Raw genomic sequence first — 25,934 nt, forward strand, 5'->3', positions numbered from 1 at the left:
TCCTAACAATTTTCTAAAGTATTTATTTTAATATTCAATAACTTAGCATCAATTTCTTTTCTTACTTTTCTTGCAAAAATAGTTGTTAATATTACTGTAAAAAAGTCTGCTACTATTTGAGTATAAAGCACTCCATTAAGACCAAATATTCTTGGAAGAATTAATATTGCTGGAATAAAAAATATACCTTGTCTAGCTAAAGATAATATACCACCTTCTTTACCTTTTCCTAATGCTAAAAATAATGCCACATAAATCATTTGAAATCCAAAAAACGGAAACATTAAATTTATTGCAATTAATCCTCTGCTTCCTATATCAACAACTGCAGGGTTATCATTAAATATTCCTATAATAGGTTTTGCAAAAACTACCGATAATATCGTTACAATAATACAAAATGTTGTTGTCCATCTTACTGAATAATTAATAGCTTCTTTTAATCTAGCAAATTTTTCAGCACCATAATTATATCCAGCAATTGGTTGAAATCCTTTTGAAAACGCAAACACTACATACATGCTTATTGCAAAAACTCTATTTAAAATACCTAATGCTGCTACTGCTGCATCTCCATAAGGACTTGCTCCTTTATTCAACATTCCTAATGCTAAACTAGATAAAACCTGGAGCATAAATACAGGTAAACCTATTTTTATTATCTGTGAATATATTTCAGATGAAGGTTTAAAGTATTTAAATGACACTTTACAATAACTCTTGCCTGTAAAGAAATAGATGAGAAATAAAAGTGTTGTTATAGCTTGTGATAAGACTGTCGCCAAAGCTGCACCCTTTACTCCCATATTAAATGTAAATATGAAAATTGGGTCTATTATGATGTTTATCACTGCTCCTAAAATCATCACTATTGTACTGTATATTACATTTCCTTCAGCCCTTACTATATTATTCATTGTTCTGGTTATAATAGGAAATATACAACCTAAAAGAATTATTTTAGAATACTTTACAGCATATGGTATTATAGTATCTGTTGCTCCCAATAATCTTAAAAATGGTTCAATAAATATTAGTGTCATAGTAGTAAATATCCCCGAAAAAATTAATGTGCTAAAAAAAGCTGTAGAAGTTGTTTTATTTGCCTGTTCCTTATCACCTTTTCCTAAAAGTCTAGAAACATAAGATGCAGCACCCGTGCCAAAAGTTAATCCTATTCCCAATATTAACATAAATAATGGAAATACTACTGAAATTGCTCCAACTTCACTTACTCCCAGCTTTGCCACAAAAAATGCATCTGCAGCATTATAAATTGCATTTACAAGCATTGCTATTATAGTTGGGATTGCAAATTTCAATACTACCTTTGGAATTCTTTCTTCTCCAATCATTCTTGCTCTTTTTTCACTAACTTCCATTAATGAGTCCTCCTTTTTTTGTTAAGTTTCTTAACTATTATTTTAAAAAAATTTTTTATAATAGTTTAACTATAAAAATTTATTTATTCTCAGAATGGTTTTTCAGATTTTTTTCCAGCATCTTAAAAAAATCTAAAAGAAACTGATACTTATCTTCCGATATTTTCTCTATTTCCTCAATTAAGAAAGCATCTAGCTTCTCATGATAGTGTTTGTGTCCTTCATAAGCCTTTTTACCTTTTTCAGTTAATTTAAAAAGTACCTCTTTGGCATTATCAGGAGCTTGATAACGATAAATTAAATCCCTTTCTTCAAGTGTCTTTACCACCTGAGAAACAGCACTTTTAGTAATTCCATGCCATTTTGCCAGTTTAGTTACATTTATACCCAGGTTTTCTCCTATGGCATGAATTGTATGAATCTCTAATTTATGAAAAAATTCATCTGTTCCGTATTTTTTGGGTTCTTTTTCTATAATTGTATAATGATTTATTATCCGCAAAAAAGATTCTATAAGCTTTTGATATTTCTTAATATTTTTGGTTTTCTTTTCATTAGCCATAGTATTCTCTCCTAAATTATAAAAATTCAATAAAAATTTATACTTGCTTATATAGAGTATAATAAAATTATTTTTATTGTCAAGTTACTTAACAATTTTATTTAACTAAATCATTCCCGATTAAGTTATATATATATATATATATTCATACTTATGTTTTCTAAATTTACCAGGAGTCATCTTCTCATATCCCTAAAAAAAATGAATAAAATAATTGGGATCATTATAACCAACTTAATAACAAATTTCAGCAATATTTAAATTGCTCCTTTTTAATAACTCCTTGGCCTTCTCGATTCACAGCTTATTTAAATAAGTTATAAATGACACTCCAACTTCTTCCTTGAAAAGATGGCTAAAATAATAGGGACTAAGACCAACCTTTTCAGAAACCTCCTTTAAAGTAAGCTTATGGTTATAACTTTCTTTAATAAAAATAAGAGCCTTTTGAATTGCCTGCTTATTATTCATAATCTGCCTGGCGATAAAAATTTTGTGAAATAATTTAATTGCCAAAATATTATTTTCTTTTTTTGAAACCATCATTTTCTTCCTTTGTCAAAGTTTTTTTATTTAAAATTCAAAGATTTTTATTTGACAATATAAAATTATTTTTTTTGCGTTTTAAGGATTTTTGACATTTGCTTATATATAAAGTATCTATTTAAAAGTATGAAATTAAAAGAAAATTCTAAAGCAATAATATTTATTATAATTGCTACAATCCTTTTAACTGAACTTTTAACTAATGCTACACCTATTACAAAATTAATAAATCCAATAAATTTTCTAATATTGATTTTTGTTTATAGTATTCCTGTTTTATTATTAAGAGAAATAGCTATCAAATTGGAAGTAGGGATCATTGGATTGTTTTTAATTGGATTTGCATATGGGTTATTTAATGAAGCAATACTTGCACAAACAATTCTTAGAAATACTGGTGTTCCTGTTAATACTTTTGATAATTTTGGTTATTTTTCAGGAATTAACTTCCCATGGCTTTTCATTATTTGTGCATGGCATTCTTTACATAGTTTTATTTTTCCTTTAATGATAACTAATTATCTTTATAAAGATACTTTTAACAAAAGTTTAATTTCAAAAAAAGCATTTATTATTCTGGCTATAGCTACTATTATATTTTCTATCTTCTTTAATATATTTTTCAATCATAGTAAAAATTTTATCTATTTCCTGCTATTTTATATTCTAATTATCATATTTATATTTTTATCAAAATTGTTTACTAAAAAAACATATTTTTTGCCATATTTACAATTTAAAATTTCATCTTTTTTTTCAGGGCTTGGGATTGGAATTTTTATTATCTTTTTGTTTTTTTTACCCAATGCCCATAGCATTGTATTATACTTTGTTGTTTATGTAATATTTTTAATATTTCTTTATTTGAAAATTAAAAACAATTTTTATTATCCTGGAATTGTAGTTTTGGGAATAGGAAGTTATTTTGTTTTTTCTTTATTCAGCCTATTAGACATGATAAACAAAAAATTTTATCCTGGAATTATAACCAGTTTTTTGTTTATTGTTTTTTTTAGCTATATAATTATTAAAAAGGAGATTTTATGCATAAAGAAATAGATATTAAATCTTTAAAGGATAACATCCTTAAACTTATAGATAATGATTGGGGATTAATTGTTGTAAAAAACAATTTAAAAAATAAAATAAACAATAATTCAAATAATTCTCTATCAACTGACCATAATAAATCTAATGTTAATTTAATGACTGCAAGCTGGATAATTTTTGGGATTTTATGGAATAAACCTGTTTCTTTTATTTTTGTACGTCCAACAAGATATACTTATAAACTTATTGAAAATGAAAACTATTTTTCTATATGTTTTTTTAATGAAAATTATAAAAAAGATAAAAATAATGGAGATTAAAATGGATGATATTAAAAAAGAAGTTTTAAACTTAAAAGATGAAGTTATTAGGTTGAGAAGAGATTTTCATCAACATCCTGAAATTTATTTTCAGGAAGTTAGAACTGCAAAAATTGTTGAAAATTATCTTAAAGACCTAGGGCTGGAAGTAAAAACAAATATAGCTAAAACTGGAGTCGTTGGTCTTTTAAAGGGAAATGGTGAAAACAAATTCAATGAAAACAATAAATGTGAAACAGTTCTTTTAAGAGCTGATATGGACGCTTTACCAATACAGGAACTAAACAATGTACCATATAAATCAAAAATAGATGGTGTTATGCATGCATGTGGACATGATGGGCATACAGCAATGTTGCTTGTGGCTGCAAAAGTGCTTTCAAAATATAAAAATCAATTAAATGGAAATGTTAAATTTTTATTCCAACCTTCTGAAGAAAAATCACCTGGTGGTGCCATTAAAATGATAGAGGAAGGGGTTTTAAAAAATCCAGAAGTTAACAAAGCATTTGGAATCCATTTAGCAAGTATCTTTCCAATTAACACAATTGGGATTAAAAAAGGGATTATGACAGCAGAAGCAGATGAATTTACAATTACTGTTAAAGGAAAAGGGGGACATGGAGCCTATCCACATACAGCTATTGATCCTGTTGTAATTGCTTCCCATGTAGTTATTGGGTTACAATCTATAGTTTCAAGGGAATTAGATCCATTAGATTCTGCTGTAATTACAGTTGGTAAACTACTGTCAGGTGATGTTTTTAATGTAATTCCTGAATATGCTGAAATTATAGGAACAGTTAGAACTTTAAAAAAAGAGATTGCAAAAACTATGCCTGAAAGAATTGAAAGAATTGCAAAAAATATATCAAAAGCATATAGAGGGAGTGCAAACTTAAACTATACTTTTGGTTATCCACCATTAGTTAACAATGAAAAAGAAACTGAAAGGGTTATAAATATTGCTAAAAAAGTTGTAGGTGCTGACCATGTTTTTGAATGCCCAGTTTCCATGGGTGGAGAAGATATGTCCTATTTTCTGGAAAAAGTACCTGGTGCATTCTATTGGGTTGGTGCAATGAATAAAGAAAAAGGGATCGATAAACCTCATCATAATCCATATTTTAATATTGATGAAGATTCACTTCCTACAGGTGTTGAGATGCATGTAAGACTTATTCTTGATCTTTTATCATAAAAGGTATTTTTCTATTTTAGAATATTTTAATTATTCTATGGTTTAATTATCTATAGTTTAATTATCTTTTTTAAATAGTTTTTGTGATACTTTTTTAAATATAGTGAAACAAAATCAATACAATATTTAACATTATCAATTATTTGTGAATCAGAAGTAGCTACAACTTTTTGTTGTACTAAAATTGGATCGTTGTTTTTTGTTAACATAATATTTTTAAAATTAAATCGGTTTTCTATCTCTTTTACAAAATCTAAACTTTTTGAAACATTATCTTCAAAATAAAATTTTATAATAATACTCAATTTATTCTTGCAAAATTTCAAATTCAAAATTTTTTCAACAATTTCATAAGTCAATTTTGTTATTTTATAAGAACTACCAGTTTCTGAAATATCTCTGATAACCCCATCTGTAGAAATAAAAACAGGTTTCCCTTTGTAATAATTATCCAAAGTTATAACTACATTCCACCCATCAACTGAAATTGCGTATTTTACTAAACTATTTTCCTTCAACTTTTTTATAAAAATAGATAATATTGATAATAAAAATATTTTGATACATAAAAATTTAAAATAGAAATTAGTTTTTATAATTTTAAATTTCCTTTTTCTATTTTCTAAATTTGATTTCACTCCTCTTTTTAGGATATCTCTCTCATAAGAATTTAACTTATACCTATTTCCAACTAATTCTAAAGTAGACTTTTCAGGATAATTTTTATTCAATAAAAAAATATAATCCTTTTTAGCTTTAAATAATTTATTCTTATCAATATTTTTCATTTTAATTGGAAAATTTATATTTTTTAAATTAGACTAAATTTTACTTTTTATATATTAAACAATTATTGCTAAGTATATTTAAAAATTATAATTCAATCACTATTTTAAAATCATAAAAAAATAAACCTATTTACCCAATTAAACCTTTAATCTCTTCTATCTTTTTTTCCAATAGATTTTTATCTTTTGCTTCTATAATAAGTCTTAAATATGGTTCTGTATTGGATGGTCTAATATTAAACCACCAATCTTTAAATTCTATTCTATATCCATCAAAATCATAAAAAGCAGTAGGCTTTTCTTTCTCTTCAAAATGCTTTCTAACTTTTTCCATTGTTTCAAGTTTATTTTCTATTTTAAAATTTATTTCACCGGAATTAGCATAAAGCTTCATAGAATCAAGAATATCAGATATCTTTTTCCCCTGCTTTTTAAATTCAGAAATTACATTTAAAACAATCAAAGAAGCCAGTATTCCACTATCACAATAAAAGAAATCTCTAAAATAGTAATGGCCAGCTAATTCTCCACCATATATTCCATTTATCTCTCTTAATTTAACTTTAGCATAAGCATGACCTACTTTCCACATATGGGTTATGCCACCTAGATCTTCAATATATTTTCTAACACTTTTTGAAGTTCTTATGTCGAAAAGTACATTTCCTTTTTCTTTTTTTAAAAAATAATGCCCCATTATCCCTATCATAAAATCTGGAGAAACAAACCTTGCTTTATCATCAACAAACATAACTCTATCAGCATCTCCATCATATATAACACCAATATCAGCATTCTCTTTTTTTACTAATTTTTTTAAATCTTCCACATTTGCTTCAATTAAAGGATTAGGTTCATGATTAGGAAAAGTACCATCAATTTCATCATAAATATATGTAATATTGTTCGAAAAATCTTTTAATAGATCTTTAACTATTAATGATGCCATCCCATTAGAAAAATCAACTGCTATTTTTAAGTTTGAAATATCAGAAACATATTTGCTTAAAAAATTGATATAATCTTTTTTTACCTCTTTTTTATAAATTTTCCCTTTAATTCCATCTTTTTTATTTTTTTCTAATTTTGATTTTATTCTATTTTCTACATCATTGTCCATAACCCATTTTTCTAAAATATTTAAACCTGCATCATAACCTACTGGTAAAGAATTTTCTTTAGAAACTTTTAACCCATTATACTCTTTTGGATTATGCGAAGCAGTAATTTGAACAGAACCTTTAAATCCATAAAAAGATGTAGCAAAATATACCATTGGTGTTGTTGATAATCCCATATCATAAACATCAGCACCATTATCTGTTAAACCCTTCGATAAATATTCAAATATCTCATCAGATGAAACTCTTGCATCTCTACCAACAATAAATTTATCTGTTTTTAAAAGTTCAGGTAAGAAAAACCCTATTTTATATACAAGTTCTTTATCCCAATCTTTATTATAAATCCCTCTAATATCATATGCTTTAAAAACTCCCATATTACCTCCTATTTATTAAGAATTTATTAAAATACAATTGACTATAAAAATATACAATTGTTAGCATATATATTTATGATATAATTTTAATAAATTTTAGTTTTATGTAAAAAGATAATAACTTTACTTTTATATTTTTCAATTAATTATTTATAAAAAAGCTTATAAAATAATTGATTTTAATATTTTATTATGTATTATTTTGTCAATAATTTAACTTTATAAAACTAAAAAGTTAAAGGAACGAAACTATGCCAGATTGTGATTGTTTAGAAACCTGTCCATTTTTCAATGATAGAATGAAAAATATGCCTGATGATTTGTTTCCTAATATGCAATGGAAAGTTAAAGAAATAATAAATAAAAAATAGTAATTACTTTATAACAATTTAAAAAACAAATATAAGTTATAAATAATATTTATTAATCAAATTTTCCATTATAATTATATAAAATATAATTAATTAAATAGGAGAAGTTATCTTGAGACTTATTCAAGCAAATGGAGAAGTTCACAATGTTAAAGATGAAAAATCTATTGAAAAAGCAATTGATTCACTGGGAAATGGTAATGAATTTGTATTTTTAGGTACTGATAATTTTATTCAGGTTGCTATTTCAAATAATGGCTTTATTATTCAATACAAAATTGATAATGAACTCAAAGAATTTAATATTGATTCAAAAGAAAAAATAAAATCAATTTTTAAAAAGTTCTTCCATAATGATTATAGTTTTAAAGCAGATTTAGACTTTTTAAATAAAAATTAAATGTTATTATTTCTGATTTAATTAAGATATTTTATTTCAAGATATTATTTTAATTTAAACAAAATTTGTATACAATTTTAAAATAAAATATTGCATTAAATTAATTAACATATATTATTTAAACATAATATATTTATATATCAAATATTGTAATTTGATTAATTTAATATATCTCTATAAGAATTAGTCTAAATTTTAATTTTTCATAAATTTTTTCTGATTCTTATTACAATTAATCAAAAAATCTAGATATTATAAATTCATTATAAAAACATTTATTATCAAATAACTTTTATTTAGGAGATAAAAATGCGTTTAGAACTTGCAAATGGAAAAATTTTAAATGTATCCTCTGAACAGGAAATTAATTCTGCACTTGATAGTTTAAATGTATCTTCATGCGAATTTGCCACTTTAGGGGATAACAATTTTATCCAGGTAGCTATTGAAAATGACTCTAACTATCTGGTACAATTTAATCTAAATGATGAGATGAAAGAATGTTATATCAACAATCTTAATTCAGTAAAAGAACTTTTTATTCAATTTTTTAACAATGATTACTCTTTTACTGAAAAATATCCATGGGAAATTTTTGAACAAAATAATCAAGAACCAGAGCAAAACAATCAGAACAATAATGAAGAAGATTTTCTAAAAAACCCTCTAGGTGCTTTCAAAAAATTTGGTAAAAAAGTTGTAAAAAACGAAATCAATTATCAGGTAAAAAAGAAAATTAGAAGAGGGATTGGCAAAATTATTGGCAAAGGTATAAATAAATTAATAAAATAGGTATTTAAAATAAGATCAAAATTTCATTTTCTTAAAGTTTTAGACATTGTTATAACATCTTCCCTTACAACATATCCCAGTTTTTTATAAAAATCTATAACTTTAATATTATGAGTTTCAACAAATAAATGCACTTTATAACAATTTAATTTATGAAATTCATATTCAACAAGTTCCATTAATTTTTTACCCAATCCAATACCTCTTATATCTTTCCTTGTTGCCAGATGAACAACAAAACCTCTTCTACCATCAAAATTTCCCCATACAGTCCCTGCTATTTTCTCCTCTTTTCCCTTTGATGATTTCTTTTCTAAAGCAATAATAAAAAGTTGTGGAAATATATGTTTTGCTATATCCATCTCTTCTGGATTATCAGAAGTAGAGATTGTTATATCATTATTTTTCCAGAAATCCAATATTTTTTCACTCTCTTTATCAGTAGCATTTTTATAATAAATATCATTTAAAGTAATAGAATCCATTTTCATTTTTATTCCTCCTATTTTTCATTTTAATTTTTAACAAATAACACAATCAAAATAACTTATTTCATTTTTTAATCAAACCATTTTTAATATTCAATATCATTTTTATTAATTTTATAGTATTATTGCATTTTGATTAGTTTTAATACTTGTTTGCATATTTATTTAATATTATTTTTATTTTTCTAATCATAATACTTGCATAAATTATTTTTTATATTATTTTTTACACATATTATTTAGTTTTTTATATATTAATAAAATATGCAATTTACCGATTTTAAATTATAAAGGCTTAAAATAGGGGATAAAAATGGAAAAAATTTCTGAAATTTTTGGAATTAGAACTTTCAACCAGAAAGCAATGTTAAAACATCTTCCCAAAGATGTTTGTGAAAAACTTTTAAAAACTATTGAAGAAGGAGAACCTTTAGATAAAGAGATTGCTCAAATTGTGGCACATGGATTAAAAGAGTGGGCTCTTTCCAATGGAGCTAACCACTATACACATTGGTTTCATCCATTAAGAGGTACAACTGCTGAAAAGCATAATACTTTTATATCAAAGATGAATTCATTTGATATTATTGAAAGGTTTTCTGGTAAAGAGTTGACACAGGGTGAACCTGATGCATCATCTTTTCCTTCAGGTGGAATTAGATCTACTTTTGAAGCAAGAGGATATACAGCATGGGATCCAACTTCACCTGCATTTATTATTGATGATACATTATGTATACCTTCAATTTTTATCTCATATAATGGTGAAATTCTTGATAAAAAAACACCTTTATTAAAATCTTTAGACCTCGTTGAAAACCAGGCATATAAAATTCTTAAATTGTTTGGAAATAGAAGTGCCAAATATGTTAAATGCACAATTGGAGCCGAACAAGAATATTTTTTAGTAGACAAAAAATATTTTGATAAAAGGCCTGACCTTATGTTTACTGGAAGAACTTTAATTGGTGCTCCTTCCCCCAAAGATCAACAATTAGAAGATCATTATTTTGGTTCTATAAAAGAAAGAGTTTTAGAATTCATGAAAACTTTTGAAGAAGAATTTTTAAAATTAGGTATTCCTGTAAAAACCCGTCATAATGAAGTTGCACCAAATCAATTTGAATTTGCTCCAATTTTTGAAAATGCAAACATTGCATCAGATCATAATATTTTAGCTATGGAATTAATGAGAAAAATAGCAAATAAATTGGACCTTGCAATCCTTTTTCATGAAAAACCTTTTGAAGGAATAAATGGTTCAGGAAAACATATTAACTGGAGTTTAATGGATTCTGATGGTAAAAATTTACTAAAAAGTAGAAGATCTGAAAAACAAAGATTACAATTCCTATTTTTTTTAACAGGTATAATTCTGGGTATAAAGAAATATGAAAAAATTTTGAAATTATTTACTTTCTCATACTCCAATGAATTAAGGTTAGGAGGAAATGAAGCACCCCCATCAATAATCTCAGTTTTTATTGGGGATTCCTTATATAACTTATTAAACAAAATAGCTGAAACTGAAGATCTTTCAGAATTGCCTCAGAAATTTCTATCAATTGGCCTTTCCAAAATACCAAGCATTAAAATTGATTATACAGATAGAAATAGAACCTCTCCATTTGCATTTACAGGAAACAAATTTGAATATAGAATGCCTGGTAGCTCTTTTGCAATCTCAACAATTTTAACTGCCTTAAATACTATAATTTATCATGGCTTAAAAGAAATGTACACCAATTTAAAAAATGAAATGGATAAAGAAGATGATTTTGATATAGCTGTTTTGAAATCTATAAAAAAAGGGTTTATTGATTCAAAAAATATTATTTATAATGGTGATTGTTATAGTGATAAATGGAAAGAAGAAGCTAAAAAAAGAGGACTATCCATCACATCAAAATATTTTGAATTATTCAATGAAATCGATGAAAATGATTTTGAACAACTTTTTATAAAAACTAAACTTTTGTCAAAAAGATATATTGATGCATATTTTGAAATTGAAAAAGACATTTATTTTAAAAATCTCTTAATAGAAACAAGGACTTTAACAGATATGGTAAAAACCGGAATTATACCTTCTGTAATTAAACAGTTAAAGGAATATAAAGAGATGGAAAGCATAATTGGGATAAGTTCAGATAATGTAAAAAAATATATTAACAATATTGTAAAACTTGAATCTAGTATAAACGATTTAGAAAATCTAGTTCTTCAATTTTCAAATCAAGATGATACAAAAAAAGGAGAACTAATATTTGTTATAAAAGATAAGATGTCTGAAATAAGAAAAATATGCAACTTTCTTGAGCTAAATACCTCTGAAAACTTATGGCCATTCCCAAGATATAAAGATATGCTTTTTAAAATTTAATTGAATTTATACAATTTTTTATTTACACATTATTATTGACATAACTCTTATTTTATTTTGTACATTGTATTTTTTCTATATCAACTTAAGTACAATAACCATGCTCCTATTATCATTATAAATACACCTATTATTCTATTTTTTATATTTTCTTTAAATATAAAGTGTGCAAGTATAACTGTAACTATCATACTTAACATTGACATGGGTTCAGCTACACTTACATCAATTTTTGTAAAAGCTATTAACAACATAAAATATGAAAAAGCATTAACTGAGCCTGAAACAAAAGCAATTTTGGGTTTTTCTTTAAATAATGTAATTGCATAATAAAGATTTCTTTTAACAATTAAAAACATCAATAAAAACATTGTTATAAAAAGATAAAGGTAAAATGCATAATTTAGTGGTGCAATTTTTTGTACAACAAACCCATCAATAGTTCTACCTGCTGCTATTAAAAATGAACTTATTATCATTAAATAAGTTGCTCTCTCTTTAAATAATATTTTTAAGGAATAATAAAAATTTTGCTGTTTATTTAAAAAAGATGCCCCATATATAAGTAAAATAAGACCAATTATTTTATATATTGTAATTTTTTCATTTAAAAATATAGCAGTTAATAATAAAAGGAAAAATACATTGAAGTTATATAATGGTCCAACTAAAGAAGCATCAGCTTCAGATAAAGATTTTACATATAATACAAATGCTATAGAATAAACAAAGCTACTAAATAATATATAAATTAAAAAGTTATAATTTTCAGGTTTTTTTATTATAAAAATAAATGGCAAAAGAAATAAGGTTGCAGTTAAAAAAAATAAAAAAGTAGCTGCAACTGAATTAGAATTATCTCCTAATTTTTTAACTATTATTTTTTCATAACCAAGTAAGAATATTCTTCCCAATAATGCAAAATATGCAAACCCCATCCTATCTATATTCCTAACCTTATTATTTAAATTATTTTTTTACATGTGTTTAATAATTATAAAATCCATACTTCTTCTAATTGATATTATTCTAAAATTATTAAATCCATTTTTAATAAAGTAATCTTTGTAATATTTTTCAGTTAATTTTACACCTGAACGGTATAAACTTAATACAATTATACCGTTCTTTGAAAGTAAAGAAACTATTTTATTAAGAAGTAATTCAGGCTTTTTATAAGTTTCAACTAAACCAAAGCAAAAAATCACATCAAAGAAATTATTTTTTGAAAACTTTTCTTTAGTTATATCCATTACAAATAAATTTATTTTACTATCTAATTTCATAGCTTTTGCTCTTTTTTTTGCATAATCTATCATCTTTGGAGACCAATCAATACCTGTTATTTCCCCTTTAAATGAATTGATTAAACCCATAGCAATCGGTAAATTTCCTGTTGCTGTACCTATATCAAGAATCTTTTCATTTCCCTTTAAATCCAGTTCATAATAGAGTCTTTGCCAGATATCTTTCTCTGTATCTATAGAAAAAATATGTATCCCAAATATATTATAAATATAAAAAAATAATTTCTTTCCAAAATATTTACCATCAGATATAAAAAAAACAAAAGTTGCAGCAAACAATAAAATACCAATTATTAAATAAATCAAAATTCTAACCTATATTAATCTTTTTTTAAAAACTATAATTTTATTTAATATTTTTAATTATAAATTATAACCAATAAAATTATTAAAAAAAGGATTTCAACAAAAATTTCTTTATTTCAAAATTAATCTATATGAATCCCAACAATTAAGATAAATGATAACTTTATTTTTAAATCTTTCTTCATCTTCAAAATAGATAGGTCCAATCGTTATATCAATCCCGGTATATTTTTTAAAAATAGAATTAACCTTTTTACCTGTTAACAAATCTATTAAACTATATTTTGTTTCAACATGTCCTGATACATTTTCCTCTGGTATCTCAATAATTATTATCCATCTTTTATCTTTAGAAATATCAACAAGTTGAATTATTGAACTTTCAGACTTATATCTTATAATATATTTATCATTAAATTCAACTATCAGGTCATGATTATTTTTACCAACAAAAACATTTTTAATATTATTCAATTCTTTTTTATTTATTTTAAAATTATTTTGTTTGGAATTTTGATTATTATTTACACTTTCTACACTTTTATCAAAGTATTCAAAAACATTATTTAAAAAAATTTCAGAAATACAAATATCATCATATTTACTACCTTTATAGACATCTATTACTTTTAATTTCACCAGTAATGTGTGAATATCCCTATTTTCAATATCAGGTTCACTGTTTTTATAAACTTTATCCATAGTTTCCTTCAATTGTTTAAAATTAATATTGGCAAGATTAATTTTAAAACTTTGAATATCAAAAATATCTTTTATATCTATAATAACTTTTTGTTTCAATTTTAAAGCATATAAACCCATTCCTGTTTCAGAGTAAAACCCTTCTCCATAGTAAAAGCTTAATTCTATTACTTTTGGCCTGCTATTTTTAAAAAATAGGTCTTCACTTTTACTATAACCAGAAAAAATATTTAAAATAAATGAATAATTGTAATCTTCACTCTTAGTTGTTGAAACATTATCCTCATTTGAATTTTTATCTGTTTCAATATTAAAATCAGGTAATTTCAAAAACAGTTCAGCATTTTTCCCATTTCCATTAACAACCCAGCAGGTTTTAAAATTACCATCAAAAAGGTTTATTGATGGATATTTGCTATAATTAAATGGAGTATCAGGTCCATTCATATCAGTAGAGTAAAATGAAGTAGATTTATCATAATCAAAAAGAAATATATCTATTAATTTATCATCTTCACCAAAAATTGAAATAGCAAAAAAAATTAAAAAAGTTATTAAAATTAAGAAAATGTTTGATTTTTTAAAAAACTTATTTAAATAGCTGTTTTTACAATAATAAAGATTTTTATTTTTTATAACTTTTAAAGACATTTGATTTCCTTTTTTAATATTATATTTATTAACCCTTGAACCATTTAGCAAAAATACTCTTATATTTTCATCTTTGTTTACAAAATTTATTAATTCTTCTATTGTTTTATTAACTATAAATTTCACCTTCATTTATATTTTAATCTATTTTATCTATTTTAACAGATGAAAATGAAATCAGTGAATAAATAATTAATGAATATAAAATTAACAGGTATAAAATTAATAATTGTAAAAATAATTAAGAAAATGTATTCAAAACTATATAAAAAATTTTTTTTTATAAATAATAGTGAAGTTTAAATAAAAATATAACTATTGGTTATGCTATAAAGAAAAGTTTAGTAAAAGCAATGATATATAAAATATAGAACTATCTTAAAACTTATGTTATATCTTTCTTTTTATTTAAAAATATGGCTTAGAAACATAAAAAAAAAGCTGTCCCTTAAGTTTCAGGACAGCCTTAAATCTCCAGCTGCAGGACTTGAACCTGCGACCCGCTGATTAACAGTCAGCTGCTCTACCGACTGAGCTAAGCTGGAATGACCTTTGCGATGAAATAAATAACAAATTTTATAAATTTGTCAAGCAAATATCTCAACTTTAACTTTTATTTTTTTATATTTTATTATTTAGAAATAATAAAACAAATAATAAAAACATAATATTCTAATCATAAGATAATATATTTATTCTACATTTTTTTTGAAGAAATATTAATATTATTAGCTACTTTTTTATCCATTCCTCTTTTGTGTCTAACTCTATTAAAAAGGTCTTTTGCAAATCTATCTATAATGTCAATGAGATCAGAATTTTCAACAATCTCCATAAATTCAGTATAATTTCTTAAATTTTTAGAAAATTTTATTTTTTTATTTTCATAATCAATAATAATATCTTCCATTGTTATTTTTGAATCCTCTAAAATTGAATTAATAAATTGGATAACTATATCTTTAAAAAAATTTTCAATATCAATCCAATCCTCAGCCTGATTCATATAATCCCTAAATTTTTTTTCAAATTCGTGTTCAAGATAAACAAAAGACTTTTGATCTTGCATAATTCCCCCTCAAAAAATAAGTATATTTTTAAAATAAAACTCCTTTCTTTTTTAATTTAAAAGTATTATTGTTAAAATTATCATATCTTTTATTTTTTTAATATTAATATTATAGTATAAAATCTAAATTTTTCAATTTATACTAACCCAAATATTAATAAAAAAAAAGCAGCCTATCTGGCTGCTTTTTTATTTTTCTCTTTTGACATTCCTATTAATATAGGAGCTGCTATAAAAATTGATGAATAAGTACCAACAAATATACCAATAGCTAATGCAAGAGCAAAATCTCTTGTTACAGTACTACCAAATATATAAATTGATAAAACAACAACAAATGTAGTTAAAGAAGTAACAATTGTTCTGGATAGAGTATCATTAATTGATTTATTTATTAGATCAGGGAAATACATATTTGGATAAAGATTTCTATTTTCTCTAATTCTGGAAAATACAACTATCGTATCGTTAAGTGAATAACCAATTAGTGTTAATATGGCTGCAACTATTTGAGTTGAAATTTCTTTATTTAATATTGAAAATATTCCAATCGTTATTAATGAATCATGTATAAGAGCAATAATTGCTGCAAGGGAGAATTGAAACTGCTTAAATCGGATTAAAACATAAATTAAAATTAATCCAAAAACTACAGTTATTAAAACCCACGAAGATCCAACCAGCTGCTTGGACATGGAAGGTCCAACCAAATTAACAGATCTCCAGTGAACTTTATCTTTTCCAAAATTTTGTTCATAAATTTTTTTTACAATTTCAATATTCTCATTATTCTTTGCATCATCTTTAGCTGATTTTATTCTAATTAAAAATATGTGATCATCCGGTTTCCCAATCTGTTGAACATCTTTACCAAAACCATTTTTATTTAATATATCTCTAATTTCAGAAAGGTTTGTATTTGTATCTATTTTTGTTTGAAATACAACACCACCTGCAAAGTCTATACTTAAATTTAACCCTTTATGCATAAAAATTGAAATAAAACCAATCAGAATCAAAATAATTGATATTCCAATAGCAATAAATCTATATTTTACAAAGTTTAAATCTTTTCTCACTAAAATCCCCCTTATATGTAAAGCTTTTGCTCATCTTTATTAAATACTGCTGAAAATAACCATCTACCTGTAACAAGTGCAACAAGCATATTCATAATAATACCAATTGAAAGAGTAACAGCAAAACCTCTTATAGGACCAGCACCTAATTGAGCTAATGCTAATGCTGCAATTAATGTTGTTAAGTTTGCATCAAAAATTGTAAGAAAAGCTTTTTTAAAACCTGACTCAACAGCAATTCTTGTTGATTTCCCTGTTCTGTGCTCCTCTTTTATACGCTCAAAAATAATTACAAAAGCATCTACACCCATACCTATATTAAGAATAATACCTGCAATTCCAGGTAAAGTTAAAGTATAACTAAAAGAAGCTAAAAAAGCTACTAAAAAGAATAAGTTTAATCCAATTAATAAAGTAGCCAGAAACCCAGAAATTTTATAGTAAAAAAGCATAAATAGTAAAACAATTATAGCTGAGATAATTCCAGCTCTAATACCCTGGTCAATAGAATCTTTACCCAAAGTTGCACCAATTTCAGACTTTTCTACTATTGCTAAAGGAACAGGTAAAGAACCAGCTCTTAAAATCAAAGCAAGGTCATTTGCTTCTTCAACTGTAAATTGTCCAGAAATTGAAACTCTTCCTCCAGGAATTGCTTCTTTTATTCTTGCAATTTCCTGAACCTTACCATCAAGAACAATTGCAAGATATTTACCTACATTTTCTGAAGTTAGTTTTGCAAACCTTGTAGCACCTTCAGAATTCAAAATAAATGTAACTTCTGGACCAAATTGACCCTGTACAACACTAACTTTAGTTAAATATGACCCATCAAGTTCGACCTTTTTCTTTAAAACTGTAGGATTTCCTCTTACATAATTTCCATATTTATCTTTATAATATTTGTAAACAACTTCATCATCAGCAGGAACAAGATCTTTTCTAATAAGATCCCCATTTTCATTAAAAGCACCTGGAGTTTTTTTAAGTATTTCAAATGTTTTATCATCAACAAATTGAAATGTTAGCTTACCCTGACCCATAACTATATTTTGAACTCTTTCAGGGTCTTTTGCTCCCGGTAATTCAATTGCTATATAATTTTTCCCCATTCTTTTAATTTGAGGTTCACTAACCCCAAACTGGTCAATTCTGTTTCTTAAAATAGTTAAAACTCTGTTTATAGCATCTTCTTTGTCTTCTTGTGTTAGATTTGAACCCATTTTATCAAAATCAGTTTTTAAAACAATATATACACCACCTTTAAGATCCAAACCTAAATTAATTATTTTTCTTCTTAATTTTTTTAAATCTTCTAAACTCTTAATCTTTTCATCACTTAATTTCATATCCGCCCAAACATCGGGAGTTAAAGAGAGAAGATATTTATCTTCATTACTAACTTTAAAATACCAGAGGTAGGTTGGATAAAGTAAATAAGCTGAAAAAATAATTAGAAAAACTGTAATCCAGAATCTAGTTCTATTACTCATTATTCCTCCAAACTTCCATTTTAATAAAATTTAATTTTTTCTTTTCTTTTAAAAATATAAATAAAAAATATAAATAAAAATCCTAAAATCAAATATAAAAAATAGTAAACACTAATCTGTGGTTTTAAAAATCCTAATTCATCAATTTTCAAATCAGTTGAATTTGAAAACTTAACACCACCTTTTTCATTTTTTTTATCTTGCTTTTTAATATTATTGCTGTCTTTTTTAACTTCACTATTATCATTGTTTGTATTTGTTTCTACTTCTTCAATAATTATTGAATTAGAATCATCATTTTTTTTATCACCAGTTTGTCCAAACACAATTAAACCACTAATTAAATAAAAAAAAAGAAGAAAAATTAAAATTATTTTTTTTTTCTTTATATTCATTTTTAGAACAAACTTTTTGTAAATAATTTAAGTTTATTGATACCTTAATTTATAAATATATTTTAAATTTATAATTAAATTTTTAAAAATTAATTTATAAAATTTTATAAATAATTATTTTTCATTTTTTTTAATAACTTTAGCAATAGCACCTTTTGAAAATTCAATAGATGCATTATCATCAACTTTTACAACAATTGTAGTTTCTTTGGTTGATACAACTTTACCATGAATACCACCAGTTGTTACAATTTCATCGCCTTTTTCAATAGAATTTAACATCTGTTGATGCTTTTTCTGTTGTCTTTTTTGTGGAATTATTAATAAAAAATAAAAAAGAACAAAAATAATAATTAAAGGTAAAAACATTGTCATAAAACTACTTGAACCTGACGCTTGTCCAGAAGCTGCTCCTGCAGTTGATAATAAATAAAATATGTTAGCCATATTACTCTCCATTTAAGTTTTATATTTCTTTATCATAAAGGGAGTTAAAAGTCAATTATTTGTTATTATTTTTTTCTTTATTCCTTTCCTCTTTATTTATACAAAATGCACAATTTAAAAAACAGTTTGATTTGAATAATAATAAGATTTAAATTTACTATAATTTTGTTTTAATTTTTTAAAATTTATTCTATATATTTAATAAGAATTTAAATTATATATTCAAACAAATAAAATTGAATATATATATAAAAAAAATTTTAGTTAATATAAATCAATTTCAAAAAAAGTTATTTTATTAATTTTTTAATTGAAAATTTTTTCAATATAAAGATTCTAATATAAAGAAACTTATTTTTTGAAATTCTATGGGAAAAATTATATGAAAAACATTTTAATATATGGATTGGGGTCTGTTTCAGGAGTAGTTGCATCTTTATTTCAAAAAAATAATAAATTATTTGTTACAAATAGCTTCAAATTTGAAAATAATCTATTTAATAAAACAAAATATTTATCTAAAAATGAACATCTCAAAAATATTAAAATAAATTATAATCTTGTAATAAAATGGTATAAAGATTCAAAATTTAATATACCCATAAATTTATGGAATAAAGAAAAAATAGATCTAATATTATGTGGTATTAAATTAAATGGTATAAATAAATTTTATAACTTTATTATAAAAAACAACTTAATAAAATCTCCAGTACTTTTTATACAAAATGGGATTGGTTTTGAACCACAATACTTTTTATCACAATTAGATAAAAAAAATCAAGATTATTCTGATAAACCATCTTACTCTAAATTATTGCAAAAAATTGAATATTATAGATTTATAATACTTTTCAATGCTTCAAAAGATATTTTCAAAAATACAATTTTCTGGAATACTAAAGGGAAAATAATTATACCTGAAAATTTTTTATTTAAATACCCTGAATATTTCAATGTAAAAAATAATTATATTAACAATGATGTTTCCAGTATTTTTGTTGAAGTTGATGATATAACTCCTTATGTTTATAGAAAATTATGGTTAAATACTACAAATGGATTCTTGTCTGTTATTAATTTTTCTTTAAAACAGGTATTTTATTATGAAACTCACCTTAAATATTTTATAAAATTCCTGAAAGAAACACAAAACTTATTTAAAATTTCAAATACAAAGACTCTAAAATTACCAGCACTCGATCCAATAGATTTAATTAATATAGGAGAACAAATTTTAAATTTTTTAAAAAACAAATTTATATTTAAGAATAATTTTGAAATTATAAAAGACAAAAATATATTAAAAAATAAAATTACAATTATAAAATATACCTTATACAAATTTATATTTAAACTAAATAGATTTTATTTTATAAAAAAATTAATTCTAACCCCATTTTTTAAAAAAAATAATTTTTATACATTTATTGACAAATTACCTGACACACCAAATTCCACCTTACAATCCTTAAAAAATATAAATGAAACAGAATATAAATTTATAAGTGAACCTTTAATCAAAATTGCAAACAAAAGTAACCTCTTATATAATTTTAATAGTAAAATAAAAAATTTTATTTATAATTTTGAAAAAGGAAAATATTATAAACCTGTTAGTATAGATAGATTAATCAGAGATCAAATCAAAAAATAAAAAAAGGAGCTATTGAATGGAAAATAGTAAAACGTTCAACAACAAGAAAATTCTTGAGCTTCTGGAAAAGGCAAATTGCATATTAACCGGACATTTTAAACTTACTTCAGGGAGACATTCAAACAAATATATCGAAAAAATAAGATTGGTACAAAACCCTGAAAATCTTGATAAAATATCAAATGAACTTGTAAAACTTATTTTGCAAAAAAAACTTGATTTTGATTTCATTGTATCTCCTGCATTTGGAGCTATTACTTTTGGATTTTTAACTGCATTAAAACTTAAAAAAGAATTTATTTTTACCCAGAGAAAAGATGGTGAAATGAGTATTAGGAATGGATTCCAGTATAAAAAAGGGGCAAAAACTATTATAATAGAAGATATAGTAACTACAGGGGGTTCTATAAATGAGGTTTATACCCTTCTAAAAGCAAAAGGATTTGATATAAAAGGGATTTTTGCAATTGTGGATAGATCTAATGGATTTAAAATTGATAACCTTGAACTTAATTCACTTTTAAAAATTGAAATTGAAACATGGGAACCTGAAAATTGCCCTTTATGTAAAAAAGGGATCCCCATTACAAAACCTGGTTCATCTGATAAGCCTGTTTAAATTTTACTACAAAGAAACATTAAAAGATGAACCATTTTGATTTATATTTTTTGTATTCATCTTCTTAACTTTCTCATCATTGGAAATTTGAACCCAGGCATCTTTTAAATCATCAAGTATTGAAACGATATTTTTTAATTTATCTTTATCTTTCTTTATATTTGCATCTATACATTCCCTGATTAAATAATCATATATTTTATATAAATTTTGAGCAATTTCTTTACCTTTTTCAAAGTCGAGTGACAACATTAATTCAGAAATTATTTCCTGTGCACGTAAAATATTATTGTTAACTTCATCATATTTTATATTATCACTTTCTAAAAGTTCAATTGAATAATTTAAAGATTGAATTGCTTTTTCATAAAGCATTATAATTAATTGAATAGGAGAAGCTGTTTTTATTTTCATTTCTAAATAATTGTTTACTCTCTTTTTATCAGTCAAAAATCCCTCCTTAATTATAAAGAATCATTATATTTTAAATTGTATATATCTATTATCGGAGAAACAATTTTATTTTGACCACTTTTTTTTAATTATTATTATAGACAATTTAATTGATTAAAATTATTTCTTATATAAATTTTAACTAATTATAAGCTAAAAAAAGTGTTATGTTAACAATGAAAATAGTTGTAATGGTTATGTCAATAAAAATGTGTAAATTAGTTATAATTCTAGAATTTGAATTGATTACACATATAAATTATTATTATATATAAATAATATTAAATTTATTTTTTTCAAAATTAACATTGGAACAGGAATTAATTATGTCTTTAAATTATAAAGAGATCTCAAAATTATTAAATATTTTTAAGAATGATATTATCGGAAGTTCCATATCAAAAATTACACAAATTAACAATAACCAATTGTATATAGTTTTTCATTCCAGAAAAGATAATTTTCATACAATTTTTAATATTGAACAAAGTTACTCTTTTTTTGCATATGGCAAACCAATTGAAGAAGCACCAAAAAATCCATATAATTTTACTTCAAGTTTAAGAAAATATTTAAAAGGGAAAAGGGTCATTGAGATAAATTTTAAAAACAATGAAAGAATATTTTCAATTGAATTTCAAAATTTATTACTAATTTTTGAGATGATTGATAGAAATGGAAATATCTTTTTAATAGAAAAAGATAGTAACAGAATAATTTCCAGCTTAAAAAAAAGAAATAGTAAATTACGAGAAGAATTACCAGGTAAAACTTATAAAGAGTTACCTATAAGAAAAATTAATACCAAATTTGAAATAAGAGATGAATTATTCAGTTATCATCTAAATCCACTTATTTCTGTTTATTGTTTTTATAATTGTAAAAAGATTAATAATTTTTTAAGTCAACTTATAAAAGAATTTGAAAAAAAAGTAAAAAAGTTAAAAAAACTTCTTTATAGTCTTGAAAAGGAATATACTGAAAGTTTAAATTATGAATCTTATAATAACATAGGTAAAGCAATTTTAACAAATCAGAACTATATTTTAGAAGAAGTTAATAAATTAAAATTAAAAGATCAGCAAAGTAAAAAATCGAAGAATAAAAATAAAAATGATAATAATAAAAATTATGAAATAAATATTAAAGAAAAGGAAAATACTTCTTCTAAAAATATAAAAATTTTTGATTATACAGCAAATAAAGAGATTAACCTTTTAATAGATAAAACAACAAACCCAATTCAACTTGCAAATAATTATTTTACTTTAAGTAAAAAGTTTAAGAGAAAAATTAAAGAAATTGAAAAAAGAAAAAACACAATTGTTAAACAGATTAGCTCAATTGAGAATAAAATAAACAAATTTAATAAAATTAATGAAACCTTTTTATGCAATTTAACCAATAAATTTTATAATCTTAAATCTATTGATGAAATTTCTACCTATTTCAAAGATGTTATAAAACTAATATTTAACGATGATACATTAAATATTATAAATAAAAACAATATCCTTTTTTCTAATAAAACTTATTTTCTATCTTCAGGAAACAAATCAACTAATAAAAAGGATTTAAATAACAAAACCTATAATAAAAATAAAAACCAATATATAAAATCCGATAAATATTATATTTTTACATTAAGTTCAGGAAAAATAGCACTTGTTGGAAAATCAGCTAAACATAATCTTGAGATTTTAAAAAAGCATGCAAGAGGTGAAGACTATTGGTTTCATACAAGGGATTTTCCAGGTTCATATGTAATAATTAAATCAAAAGAGTTAAACCAGACTGATATAAAAGAAGCTTCAAACCTTGCAATCTATTTTTCTAAAGCTCGAAATAACAAAAAAGCTGATATTGTTTATACAAAATGTAAATATCTTAAACCTGTTAAAAACGGTAAAGGCAAAGTTATATATACTAAAAACAAAAATTTTTATGTTGAACTGGATCAAGATTTAATTAATTCTATAAAAGGGAAAAATTAATAAATTAAAATAATAACATTAATAAAACATAGTATATGAGTTTTCAACTTAAAATCAAACAATAACTATCTAATAAAATTAAGTAATTTTATTTATGTTATAAATTATTACTTTTTATGGTAAAACTTTATGTAATCCTGATAAAACAGGTAAAAAAGTAGATAATTTAGGTAATAAAGTTAAAATTACAAGACCTAAAACAGCTGCAAAAACAAACTTCCAAACCTCTTTTGATAATTTATCAAGACTACTATTTATTAAATTTGCTGCAACATATAAATTAACCGCAACTGGAGGAGTAATTTGCCCAATAGCTAATGCAACAGTAAACAAGATTCCAAAATATAATAAATCAACATGATATATAGCTAAAACAGGCATTAAAATTGGCATTAACACATAAGTTAAAGAAATTGCATCAAGAAACATCCCCCCTATAAGAACAATAATTTCTACAAGAAATAAAATTACTAATTTTGAATGAGAAATTGAAACTACAAAATTTGTAACTTGATCAATTACACCAAGTGAAGTTGCTGCAAGTGAAAAAATACCAGCAAAAGTAACTACAAACATTACAACTGACGATGTTACTGTTGTTCCTATTAAAGCCTTCATAATATCATCAAAACTTAAAGTTTTGTATACAAACAAACCCACAAATAAACTATAAAAAACAGCAATAACAGCAGCTTCAGTTGGAGTTGCAATCCCCATATAAATTCCACCTAAAATTATTATTGGTGCTAACAATGCCCAAAAAGCATCCTTTGTTGCTTTTGCAATTTCTTTAAATGAACCTCTTTTTTCAACTCCTCTATAATTTCTTTTTTTAGAAACATAAATAGCAGCAAAAATTAATGCTAATCCTATAATTAATCCAGGAATAATTCCTCCTAAAAACAAAGCACCAACAGATACACCTGTAACATTTCCATAAACTATATAAGCTATACTTGGAGGTATAATTATAGCCAACCCACTTGCTGCAGCTATAGTAGTAGCGGAAAAATATTTATCATATCCTTGATTAATCATTGGAATAATAAGTATTAATCCTATTGCAGCTGTAGTAGCTGGTCCAGAACCTGAAACAGCTCCCCAGAACATTGCAGTAACAATTCCAGCAACAGCCAATCCACCAATAGATTTCCCTACAATAATTGTAGCTAAATCAGCAATTTTTTTTGCTATTTTTGCTTTTTCCATCAAAATTCCTGCTAAAACAAAAAAAGGTATTGCAATTAAAGGAAATTTAGCAATTCCAGCTGCAAAATTTCTTGAAATAAGATCTAAACCTAAATTATACTTCCATATAGCAAAAATTGCTGAAGTACCAATAGATGAACCTATTGGAATTCCAAAAACTAATAATATAAAAAATAACCCAAAAATAACTAATGCACCCATTATATTCTCCTAGAAAGAAAAAATATTTTATTTATTTAAATTTAATAATTTTGTTTTAACTAAAATACTTAATTATTTTTTTAATAATTGCTTTACATCAATAATTGTTTTTTTAATTATTTGATAAAATACAAATAAAGAAAAAATCGGAATTCCAGATGTATAAATCGAAACTGGTATTCCTAATGATTCAGAAGTGGCATGAAATAATGTTAAATCTTGATAAATTTCTTTTAATGCATATATATTAACTATCAATATTAAAGTAAATGATGTTATTGCTGTAAAAATTATAACAACTACTTTTAGCCATTTTGGTAAAGCATTAAATACTGTTACCATACCTAAATGTGATCCTTTTTTAAATGCCATCCCTATTCCCAAAACAGTTAACCAGACAAATAGATTTATTTCTATCTCTTCAGTAAATGATAAAGAAAAATGAAACAAATATCTACTTAATACATTTATAAATGCAATAGTAGCCATAATAGATAAAATGATAGCACCTATCCATTCATCTAAAGTAAATTTAGATTTTTTATTTTCTACTTTAGCCATATTAATA

General features: G+C 24.0%; 26 protein-coding genes and 1 tRNA gene. 9 read left to right on the top strand and 18 right to left on the bottom strand.

Annotation, left to right across the window (positions count from 1 at the left end; translation table 11 throughout):
* Positions 1-2 precede the first annotated feature (2 nt).
* The 3 genes from ACZ5EC_RS09610 to ACZ5EC_RS09620 all read right to left on the bottom strand — a co-directional run bounded on the left by ACZ5EC_RS09610 (position 3) and on the right by ACZ5EC_RS09620 (position 2,487).
* Positions 3-1,382: an MATE family efflux transporter gene (locus ACZ5EC_RS09610; RefSeq protein WP_464302264.1), complete on the bottom strand. Its 1,380-nt coding sequence runs from the start codon at positions 1,380-1,382 to the stop codon at positions 3-5.
* 79 nt (positions 1,383-1,461) lie between these two features.
* Positions 1,462-1,944 (bottom strand): MarR family winged helix-turn-helix transcriptional regulator, encoded by a 483-nt coding sequence (locus ACZ5EC_RS09615; RefSeq protein WP_464302265.1) that lies wholly within the window; start codon positions 1,942-1,944, stop codon positions 1,462-1,464.
* Positions 1,945-2,241: 297 nt separating this feature from the next.
* Positions 2,242-2,487: an AraC family transcriptional regulator gene (locus tag ACZ5EC_RS09620; protein ID WP_464302266.1), complete on the bottom strand. Its 246-nt coding sequence runs from the start codon at positions 2,485-2,487 to the stop codon at positions 2,242-2,244.
* Positions 2,488-2,616: 129 nt separating this feature from the next.
* Here ACZ5EC_RS09620 and ACZ5EC_RS09625 point away from each other — a divergent pair, with 129 nt between their 5' ends.
* From ACZ5EC_RS09625 to ACZ5EC_RS09635, 3 genes are read left to right on the top strand one after another with little or no spacing between them, the layout of a single operon-like run.
* Positions 2,617-3,549 carry a hypothetical protein gene (locus ACZ5EC_RS09625; protein ID WP_464302267.1) on the top strand — a complete coding sequence of 311 codons (933 nt, stop codon included), beginning with the start codon at positions 2,617-2,619 and terminating at the stop codon, positions 3,547-3,549.
* Positions 3,534-3,860 (top strand): hypothetical protein, encoded by a 327-nt coding sequence (locus ACZ5EC_RS09630; protein ID WP_464302268.1) that lies wholly within the window; start codon positions 3,534-3,536, stop codon positions 3,858-3,860. Before ACZ5EC_RS09625 ends, ACZ5EC_RS09630 begins: the two co-directional genes overlap by 16 nt.
* Position 3,861: 1 nt before the next feature.
* Complete coding sequence (locus ACZ5EC_RS09635) at positions 3,862-5,061, top strand: M20 metallopeptidase family protein (RefSeq protein ID WP_464302269.1); 1,200 nt, start codon at positions 3,862-3,864, stop codon at positions 5,059-5,061.
* 50 nt (positions 5,062-5,111) lie between these two features.
* Here ACZ5EC_RS09635 and ACZ5EC_RS09640 read toward each other — a convergent pair whose 3' ends face one another.
* Both ACZ5EC_RS09640 and ACZ5EC_RS09645 read right to left on the bottom strand, forming a co-directional pair.
* The gene (locus ACZ5EC_RS09640; RefSeq protein ID WP_464302270.1) at positions 5,112-5,849 is read right to left on the bottom strand and encodes a DUF434 domain-containing protein; all 738 of its coding nucleotides are present in this window, start codon (positions 5,847-5,849) and stop codon (positions 5,112-5,114) included.
* Positions 5,850-5,979: 130 nt separating this feature from the next.
* Positions 5,980-7,350 (bottom strand): phosphomannomutase/phosphoglucomutase, encoded by a 1,371-nt coding sequence (locus ACZ5EC_RS09645; RefSeq protein WP_464302271.1) that lies wholly within the window; start codon positions 7,348-7,350, stop codon positions 5,980-5,982.
* Positions 7,351-7,833: 483 nt separating this feature from the next.
* Here ACZ5EC_RS09645 and ACZ5EC_RS09650 point away from each other — a divergent pair, with 483 nt between their 5' ends.
* Positions 7,834-8,121 carry a hypothetical protein gene (locus ACZ5EC_RS09650; protein WP_464302272.1) on the top strand — a complete coding sequence of 96 codons (288 nt, stop codon included), beginning with the start codon at positions 7,834-7,836 and terminating at the stop codon, positions 8,119-8,121.
* Positions 8,122-8,430: 309 nt separating this feature from the next.
* Positions 8,431-8,913, top strand: coding sequence for a hypothetical protein (locus ACZ5EC_RS09655; protein ID WP_464302273.1), 483 nt, complete (start codon positions 8,431-8,433; stop codon positions 8,911-8,913).
* Between the two features lie 23 nt (positions 8,914-8,936).
* On the opposite strand, the gene ACZ5EC_RS09660 is transcribed toward ACZ5EC_RS09655, so the two are convergent.
* The gene (locus tag ACZ5EC_RS09660) at positions 8,937-9,404 is read right to left on the bottom strand and encodes a GNAT family N-acetyltransferase (RefSeq protein WP_464302274.1); all 468 of its coding nucleotides are present in this window, start codon (positions 9,402-9,404) and stop codon (positions 8,937-8,939) included.
* 310 nt (positions 9,405-9,714) lie between these two features.
* Between ACZ5EC_RS09660 and ACZ5EC_RS09665 the strand changes: the two genes are divergently transcribed.
* Complete coding sequence (locus tag ACZ5EC_RS09665) at positions 9,715-11,784, top strand: glutamine synthetase III domain-containing protein (RefSeq protein ID WP_464302275.1); 2,070 nt, start codon at positions 9,715-9,717, stop codon at positions 11,782-11,784.
* A gap of 80 nt (positions 11,785-11,864) precedes the next feature.
* Here the strand turns inward: ACZ5EC_RS09665 and ACZ5EC_RS09670 are convergent, their stop codons facing one another.
* From ACZ5EC_RS09670 to yajC, 9 genes are all read right to left on the bottom strand, one after another.
* Entirely contained in the window at positions 11,865-12,722 is an 858-nt protein-coding gene (locus ACZ5EC_RS09670) for a DMT family transporter (protein WP_464302276.1), read from the bottom strand.
* Between the two features lie 39 nt (positions 12,723-12,761).
* Positions 12,762-13,397, bottom strand: a complete 636-nt coding sequence (locus tag ACZ5EC_RS09675; RefSeq protein WP_464302277.1) for a class I SAM-dependent methyltransferase — start codon at positions 13,395-13,397, stop codon at positions 12,762-12,764.
* A gap of 111 nt (positions 13,398-13,508) precedes the next feature.
* The gene (locus ACZ5EC_RS09680) at positions 13,509-14,882 is read right to left on the bottom strand and encodes a hypothetical protein (RefSeq protein WP_464302278.1); all 1,374 of its coding nucleotides are present in this window, start codon (positions 14,880-14,882) and stop codon (positions 13,509-13,511) included.
* A 340-nt stretch (positions 14,883-15,222) separates the two neighbouring features.
* Positions 15,223-15,295: transfer RNA gene (locus tag ACZ5EC_RS09685), tRNA-Asn, on the bottom strand.
* A gap of 152 nt (positions 15,296-15,447) precedes the next feature.
* Positions 15,448-15,819 (bottom strand): hypothetical protein, encoded by a 372-nt coding sequence (locus tag ACZ5EC_RS09690; protein ID WP_464302279.1) that lies wholly within the window; start codon positions 15,817-15,819, stop codon positions 15,448-15,450.
* A 173-nt stretch (positions 15,820-15,992) separates the two neighbouring features.
* On the bottom strand, positions 15,993-16,898 hold the full coding sequence (secF, locus tag ACZ5EC_RS09695) for a protein translocase subunit SecF (RefSeq protein ID WP_464302280.1): 906 nt from the start codon (positions 16,896-16,898) through the stop codon (positions 15,993-15,995).
* A gap of 11 nt (positions 16,899-16,909) precedes the next feature.
* Positions 16,910-18,391: a protein translocase subunit SecD gene (gene secD, locus ACZ5EC_RS09700; RefSeq protein ID WP_464302281.1), complete on the bottom strand. Its 1,482-nt coding sequence runs from the start codon at positions 18,389-18,391 to the stop codon at positions 16,910-16,912.
* Positions 18,392-18,411: 20 nt separating this feature from the next.
* Complete coding sequence (locus tag ACZ5EC_RS09705) at positions 18,412-18,786, bottom strand: hypothetical protein (RefSeq protein WP_464302282.1); 375 nt, start codon at positions 18,784-18,786, stop codon at positions 18,412-18,414.
* A 114-nt stretch (positions 18,787-18,900) separates the two neighbouring features.
* Entirely contained in the window at positions 18,901-19,233 is a 333-nt protein-coding gene (gene yajC, locus ACZ5EC_RS09710; protein ID WP_464302283.1) for a preprotein translocase subunit YajC, read from the bottom strand.
* A gap of 382 nt (positions 19,234-19,615) precedes the next feature.
* Between yajC and ACZ5EC_RS09715 the strand changes: the two genes are divergently transcribed.
* Both ACZ5EC_RS09715 and pyrE read left to right on the top strand, forming a co-directional pair.
* The gene (locus ACZ5EC_RS09715) at positions 19,616-20,890 is read left to right on the top strand and encodes a hypothetical protein (RefSeq protein WP_464302284.1); all 1,275 of its coding nucleotides are present in this window, start codon (positions 19,616-19,618) and stop codon (positions 20,888-20,890) included.
* A gap of 16 nt (positions 20,891-20,906) precedes the next feature.
* On the top strand, positions 20,907-21,509 hold the full coding sequence (pyrE, locus tag ACZ5EC_RS09720; RefSeq protein ID WP_464302285.1) for an orotate phosphoribosyltransferase: 603 nt from the start codon (positions 20,907-20,909) through the stop codon (positions 21,507-21,509).
* A 6-nt stretch (positions 21,510-21,515) separates the two neighbouring features.
* Here the strand turns inward: pyrE and fliS are convergent, their stop codons facing one another.
* Entirely contained in the window at positions 21,516-21,959 is a 444-nt protein-coding gene (gene fliS / locus ACZ5EC_RS09725) for a flagellar export chaperone FliS (protein WP_464302286.1), read from the bottom strand.
* Positions 21,960-22,288: 329 nt separating this feature from the next.
* On the opposite strand from fliS, the gene ACZ5EC_RS09730 reads away from it, so the two are divergent.
* Complete coding sequence (locus ACZ5EC_RS09730) at positions 22,289-23,956, top strand: NFACT RNA binding domain-containing protein (RefSeq protein ID WP_464302287.1); 1,668 nt, start codon at positions 22,289-22,291, stop codon at positions 23,954-23,956.
* Between the two features lie 114 nt (positions 23,957-24,070).
* Here ACZ5EC_RS09730 and ACZ5EC_RS09735 read toward each other — a convergent pair whose 3' ends face one another.
* Together ACZ5EC_RS09735 and ACZ5EC_RS09740 are read right to left on the bottom strand one after the other, a co-directional pair.
* Entirely contained in the window at positions 24,071-25,366 is a 1,296-nt protein-coding gene (locus ACZ5EC_RS09735; RefSeq protein WP_464302288.1) for a TRAP transporter large permease, read from the bottom strand.
* Between the two features lie 72 nt (positions 25,367-25,438).
* On the bottom strand, positions 25,439-25,927 hold the full coding sequence (locus ACZ5EC_RS09740; RefSeq protein WP_464302289.1) for a TRAP transporter small permease: 489 nt from the start codon (positions 25,925-25,927) through the stop codon (positions 25,439-25,441).
* Positions 25,928-25,934: the final 7 nt, after the last annotated feature.

This window comes from Exilispira thermophila (assembly GCF_055389015.1).